The organism is uncultured Sphingomonas sp. (assembly GCF_964244235.1).
In the GTDB taxonomy this organism is placed as follows: Bacteria; Pseudomonadota; Alphaproteobacteria; order Sphingomonadales; family Sphingomonadaceae; genus Sphingomonas.
On record NZ_CAXTII010000134.1, the window covers coordinates 1 to 4,045 of the forward strand.

Annotated in this window: 3 protein-coding genes; 2 read left to right on the forward strand and 1 reads right to left on the reverse strand. The window is 65.8% G+C overall.

What is annotated here, in order from left to right:
- On the forward strand, window positions 1-1,041 hold a 1,041-nt coding region (locus ACFE7D_RS14130), incomplete at its 5' end, for an FGGY family carbohydrate kinase (RefSeq protein ID WP_375396048.1).
- Window positions 1,042-1,405: 364 nt separating this feature from the next.
- A complete protein-coding gene (locus tag ACFE7D_RS14135; RefSeq protein ID WP_375396049.1) occupies window positions 1,406-1,732 on the forward strand; it encodes a hypothetical protein in 327 nt (108 codons plus the stop codon).
- 343 nt (window positions 1,733-2,075) lie between these two features.
- Here ACFE7D_RS14135 and ACFE7D_RS14140 read toward each other — a convergent pair whose 3' ends face one another.
- Complete coding sequence (locus ACFE7D_RS14140; protein WP_375396050.1) at window positions 2,076-3,782, reverse strand: class I adenylate-forming enzyme family protein; 1,707 nt, start codon at window positions 3,780-3,782, stop codon at window positions 2,076-2,078.
- Window positions 3,783-4,045 lie beyond the last annotated feature (263 nt).

A 4,045-nucleotide genomic window follows, 5' to 3' on the forward strand; every position in this document is an offset into this window, starting at 1 on the left:
GAGGCTGGCGATCGGCTTGCGGTGGGCACGATCGAGAGCTGGCTGGTGTGGAAGCTGACCGCCAAGGAACGCCGGGGCGGCCTGCACGTCAGCGACGCGACCAACGCCAGCCGGACCGCGCTGATGGCGATCGGCGGGGGCGAATGGGACGACGGGCTGATCGACCTGTTCGACGTGCCGCGCCGAGCACTGCCCGAGATCGTCGATTGCGCCGGCCGCTTCGGGGCGACGACCGCGTTCGGGGCTGCGATCCCGATCTGCGGCCTCGCGGGCGACCAGCAGGCGGCGACGATCGGCCAGGCCTGCCTTGCACCGGGCGAGACCAAGGCGACGTTCGGCACCGGCGCGTTCGTGCTGACCCAGGCAGGGCCGACACCGCCGACCTCGCACCACCGGCTGCTCTCCACCGTCGCCTGGCAATTGGACGGCGAACGCGCCTATGCGCTGGAAGGATCGGTGTTCGTCGCCGGCAGCCTCGTCAAATGGCTGCGCGATGCGCTCGGCCTGATCGGCGACGTGCGCGAGACCGATGCGCTCGCCCGGTCGGTGCCGGACAATGGCGGCGTGTATCTGGTCCCCGCGCTGAGCGGGCTCGGCGCGCCGTGGTGGCGACCCGAAGCGCGCGCGGCGATCTCGGGCCTCAGCTTCGCGACGGGGAAGGCGCATGTCGTCCGCGCGGCATTGGAGGCGATGGCGCACCAGGCGCACGACCTGAAGACCGCCTTCGCCGCGGACGGGCAGGACTGGCAGGCGCTCCGGATCGACGGCGGCATGGTGGCGAACGACTGGATGGCGCAGGACCTGGCGGACATGCTGGGGGTAACGGTGGAGCGCCCGGTGTTCGCGGAGACGACCGCGCTCGGGGCGGCGATGCTGGCGGGAGTCGGCGTCGGGATGTTCGCCGATCTGGCCGAGGCATCGGCGATGCGCGGGGCGGTCGAGGAGTTCGCGCCGCGATTGGGCGAGGACGAGCGGCAGGCGCGGCTGGCCGGGTGGACGACGGCGGTTAAGGGTGCGATCGGGGCGGGGCGATCCGGCTGATTCGAGGCCGACACGACGGGATCGGCCTGCGTGAAGGCCAGCGGAAGTGGAGGAAGTGGAGGCATGCCATTCGCCTTTCCACTTCGTGGGAAAACAAGGGCTTACGCCGTTCTGTCGAGCGCGTACAGCGAACAGGTCAATGCGGGTTGGCATAGCGCGGACATGACACATGCACCGATTTGTAGGACAGAGTGGATGTCGCGAGGCATCCGAGAGATGGACGTTGGAGATCACCCTTTCCGATCCCGCATCCTGCCCCCCCTCATGATGCAAAAATCAAAAGTTTTGCATCAACCCCATGACGCAAGACGGTCGTTAACGCCTAGTTGCAGGCGCTCCTCACTTGAGGCAAATTGCGTCCAACATGTTGCCGGACAAGACCACACCTGACGTTAGGCGATCATCGACGCCTCTGTATATCGACCTTTTTGCGGCCCAAGCGATGTTGGCGGCAATCCTGTGGTCGGTGGTCGGTTTGATCGGCGAGTTACCTCGCAATGCCGACAACTCTATGCGAGCGATCTATACGATTCCGACATTTGCCTTATTCGCAGTGGTTAGCGGAATTCTGCTTTGGAAAAAGCTACTTCCGCACCGTGCGCTGCGAATTGTTTGTTGGTTTCTTGTGGGCTTTGCAGTGTTGGCGATACCCGCGACGCTGGCCGACGTGATCCAAAGAAACGGCAGCTAACCACCACTTTTCGCGGTTCGTGATGCGTAAATCACAGGTTTTGCATCGACCAGAGAATGGCGGAAAACCTCGTGATCCAGCGATGCAAAACCCCGATGCGTTTTGGGACGCGCATTCGGTGTTGGTTTTCCTATGGCGAGGACCCGAATGCGGTCGGACCGTTCGCCCCCGTCATCTGCCTGCCAAGTCCCCCCACCCGGCGTAGGCCTGGGTCCAGTTGCCACGGACGATGTAACGCAGCGAACCACCGGCAAGACTCGTCCGGAACCTGGACCCCGCCGTCCGCCGGAGAGGGGCACGGGCATCATCGCGCCGGGCCATCTTACCACCCATCACCGAATGCTCACGCCGCCACCCCCACCCGCTCCTCGAACAACGCCCTCAGGTCCTTCTTCAAAATCTTCCCGTTCGCGTTCCGCGGCAATGTCGCCTCGACGAAGCGAATCGCCACCGGTACCTTGAACCCCGCCAGCCGCTCGCGCACCCACGCCTGCAGCTCGGCCTCGGTCGCGTGCTCGCCGGGTGCCAGATGGACGACCGCGGCGGGTTCCTCGCCCAATGTGCGGTGAGGCAGGCCGATCAGCGCGCAGTCTGTGACCGCCGGGTGTGCGTAGAGGGCGTTCTCGACCTCGATCGAGTAAATATTCTCGCCGCCGCGAATCACGATGTCCTTGGCGCGGTCGACGATGGTGCAGAAACCTTCGTCGTCGATGCGCCCGAGATCGCCAGTGCGGACCCAGCCGTCGACGAAGGTCGCCGCGGTCGCCTCGGGCCTGTTCCAGTACCCGGCTACGATCATCGGCCCGCGCGCCCATAATTCACCGACGGTGCCGGCGGGCAGTTCGGTCACGCCGTCGTCGGCGACGATCTTCAGGTCCGCGACCGCGACCGCGGCCCCGGCGCTCGACGGGCGGTTGAGGTAATCCTCCCCGACGTTGCTCGTCACCGTCGCCATCGTCTCGGTCATGCCCCAGCCATTCGTCGGCAGCGCGCCGAATTCGGCGTGGATGCGTCGCACGAGTTCGGGGGCGGACGGCGCACCGCCATAGGCGATCGAGTCGAGGCTGGAGAGATCGTAGTTCGCGCGGTCGGGATGTTCGAGCAACTGCCACGCGATCGTTGGCACGCCGCCGGTAACATTCACCTTCTCGCGCTCAATCAGTTCCATCGCGCGGACCGTGTCCCAGCGGCGCATGAAGACCATCGATCCGCCGGTCGCGATCGTCCCCATCATCGCCGACGAACAGGCGGTGACATGGAACAGCGGAATGACGGTCAGCGCGATGCTCGGTGTCGGCTCTGGCGGCACGACCCCGCGCCGCAGCGCCGCGCGCGCCGAGGCATAGCCCGACGACAGGATATTGGTCATCAGGTTGCGGTGCGTGCCGAGCGCCCCCTTCGGCGCGCCGGTCGTACCGCTGGTGTAGAAGATCGTCGCCGGATCGTCGGGCGTGATCGCGGCGGCGGGAATCGCTCGATCGGGCAGGCGCGCCCAGTCGTGCGGGGTCCCGATCGAATCCTCCAATCGCAGAGCCCCCTCCCCCAACGCGGTCGATGCACGACTGACGATGATGTGACGCAATCCCGGCAACGCGGGATAATGCGTCGCCAGGCGCGTATGGCGCTCGTCGTCCACGACCAGCACCGATGCACCGGAGTCGGACAATCCATATTCCAGCTCCGCCCCCGTCCACCATGCGTTGAGCGGCACGACGATCGCGCCGATGCTGGCCGCGGCGAAGAATATGACGGGCCATTCGGGCAGGTTGCGCATCGCCAGCGCCACCCGGTCGCCGCGCCGGACGTCCAATGACAGCAGGTGTTCGGCAAAGACCGCGGTGGCGCGGTAATTCGCCTCATAGGTAACGCGCTCGTCTTCCAGGATGGTGAACAGCCGATCGCCATGCGCGCGTGCCGCGGTGGCAAGCCAGGCAAGCGAAGGCGGCGCGTTCTTCCACACACGGGTCGGCACGCCGCGAATGGCGACGGTCTCCATTTCGAACTGCGCGCCCGGCGCGGTCAGCGCCGCGCGGGCGGCGTCCATCGACATGGCGGGCCAGTTCGGATCGATCGCGACGATCGGGTCATCATTCACGCATGCATCTCCGAACTTGAAGGTCGGGTTTGCCCCGACATCGATTTATGGCGAGGTTAGTGTTGATTCACGGCGCGCTCAAGGCAATAGGGGCGACGCAGTTAGAAACGAGGGTATGGATCAGCGCGTGACGACGACCACCTTTCCCACCCGCGGGTTCGATGCCGGTCGGCTGGCGGCGATCGATGCGTTCGTGAAGGCACGCTATCTCGACAGCG

Bases quoted from the DNA above. Each gene is read 5' to 3' on its own strand.
- ACFE7D_RS14140 (WP_375396050.1), bottom strand. From the start codon at position 3,782: ATGTCGATGGACGCCGCCCGCGCGGCGCTGACCGCGCCGGGCGCGCAG.
- ACFE7D_RS14135 (WP_375396049.1), top strand. From the start codon at position 1,406: ATGTTGCCGGACAAGACCACACCTGACGTTAGGCGATCATCGACGCCT.